Consider the following 2,637-nt stretch of genomic DNA (forward strand, 5'->3'; position numbering starts at 1 on the left):
TAGTACCCTGCAGAAAGAATTGCAAAGATGGAGTATAGAACAATATATATACCCATCGTGATCAATAGTGGAGCTACCAACTCGGTGCCAAATAAAATCCACCCCGATTTTACTGCAAAATAACTGTGTGCTAACCCTATGATTAGTGGAAAGCCGAAGTTGAACAGCTGCTTACGTCGGATCCCACTCATAATTTCATTAGTAGTGAAGCCCATTTTTCGTAAAACTTTATAGGTACCTTTCTCTTCATCCGCCTCAGACATTTGCTTGAAGTACAGAATACTACCCGTAGCTATTAAAAACGCTAAGCCTAAAAATCCACTTATAAAAATAGTCATTCCAAGTGAGTCTAACATCTTTATACGATAATCTTCCTGAGATTCTACACTGACTGTGTTTGTTGCTCGGTCATTACCTGGAATAGGTATTTCCACTGACACTTTATTGGCTTCAAATACTTCTTGCGCCTTTATTAATTGATTTTCTTCCTTCAAATCCATACCAACTATTTTTTGATTCACAGTAAGAGGGTCATTAAGTAGCTTTTGAAAAAAAGAATCGGACACTACAACTGTAAATAAACCATAATTATGATAATCCGGTACTAACCGATCTTCTATCGCTTCTTTAATAAATATTTCCTCTTTACCTGTAGAAGTATTGAACTGGATAGGTTTTTGTGATTCTATTCTTATGTTTTCTGCACTCAAACTATCATAACCCAGTATATAGCCTTCCCCTTCTTGTAATTGAATATTAGGAAGCTTATTTTGAATCGCCTTAAGGCTTACAACTTGTATACCTAGCTCTGTGGATAAATTTTTATTTAATGCTGACTCCTTGACTAATAATGGGCGAACATCTGCTGGAACCTCTAGTAAATCTATATCATACCTGGTATATTGAATACCTTCTTTATCAAATTCCTCGACCAATTCGAAGCCAGTATCCTCATACATTATATAATCATAAGGTACTGCCTCTTTTGCTACTGAATCCGTGGAATAGTAAGAGATATAGGTTAATGTTAATATTGCTAGCGTAGTCGCGGACAATACTGTAATAGTAGTCAGAGACATGGCATTAGCCTTCATTCGGTGCATGATTGTGGATAAAGACAATACATCTTGAATAGACAGTAAACCTTTTTTACTTTTTCTTACAAAATTTAAGATTAATGCTACCGAGAATCGAAATACAAAATAGGTTCCGCCAATCGTTAAAGCAAGGATAGAAACCATTTTGAATAACAGTACATTAGCAGATGGTAAGTTATCCAAATCTAATAGTGTCGTCGATAAATAATAGCCATATCCTATAGAAATCAACCCTATAAATCCTAAAAACATCTGAAAGGCATTAAACTTTTTGACTCGCTCGTCTGCGACTGCAGTAGTTGTAATGAGAGCTAGCAGAGTTACTCTTTTGATTCTTATTGCAGTTTGTAGAATAACTATCAATAATAGTACGGAGAAAACAACTACAGTTGTCATTAGTGCTTCTATAGAAAATGTGAGCTCGACAAATGCATCCTTTTCTACTATTTTCAAGAGAATCATGACAAATATTCTGGAGGAAAGTAAACCTACTAATACACCAATGACAATCGCACTGAACCAGAGAATAATGTTCTCTATTGCTATTAGTCTAGCCACTAGGCTCTTGGACATTCCGACTAGCTGGTACAAACCTATTTCCTTGCTCCGTCTGTTCATAAAAAGCTTATTAGCATAGAGTACAAAGAAAGTTACAATAAATAATAATAAATAGGAAGCTGTTTCTAATGCAGCTGCTGATCTTCCAGTCCCGATTTCATTAACGATTGCGGGATTATACTGTAATGTGACAAAGGAATAATATAATGAAACACTGAAGACTAAAGCAAAGACATAAAGATAATAACTCTTTATATTTTTCCTCATACTTCTTAGAACTAATTGATTAAGCGTCATAGCCATCACCACTTAATACACCTTGGGTATTCATGATTTCTTGGAAAAATTGCTTGCGATCCTTATCACCTTTATACAACTCCGAGTATATTTGACCGTCCTTTAGAAATAGAACACGTGAACAAAAGCTCGCAGCTACAGAGTCATGCGTTACCATCATAATCGTAACTTTCTTTTCTTTGTTTATTTTTTCTAGATTACTTAACAACGCTGTAGCCGATTTAGAATCTAAAGCTCCAGTGGGCTCGTCTGCAAATACAATTGAAGGATTACCAACTAGTGCTCTTGCTGCCGATGTTCGTTGCTTTTGACCACCAGATATCTCATTAGGATATTTGTTTAGAATATCTTCTATTCCTAACAGAGTTGTAATCTCCCTTATCTTTTCCTCCCCCTCGCTCTTAGAGGATTTTCCTACAGATAATGGTAGATAAATATTTTCTTTAACTGTTAGTGTATCCAACAAATTATAATCCTGAAAGATAAAACCTAACTGTTCTCTTCTAAATTTGGAAAGCTTCTGTTCTTTCATTTTTTGAAGATTATTATTGTTAATCTCGATTAATCCAGATGTAACTTTATCAATGGAAGCTAAGACATTTAATAGCGTTGTTTTCCCTGAACCCGAAGGTCCCATAATTCCAACAAACTCTCCTTCTCGAACTTCTATGTCAATATCCTTTAA

General features: G+C 35.2%; 2 protein-coding genes. Both read right to left on the reverse strand.

Going from position 1 to position 2,637, the window contains the following annotated elements; all coding sequences use genetic code 11:
- Nucleotides 1-1,952: FtsX-like permease family protein (locus AC06OU_RS12660; protein WP_475856198.1), on the reverse strand; the 1,952-nt coding region annotated here is incomplete at its 3' end.
- Nucleotides 1,942-2,637: ABC transporter ATP-binding protein (locus AC06OU_RS12665; protein ID WP_475856199.1), on the reverse strand; the 696-nt coding region annotated here is incomplete at its 5' end. The genes AC06OU_RS12660 and AC06OU_RS12665, both read right to left, overlap by 11 nt.

The organism is Psychrobacillus sp. (assembly GCF_056205495.1).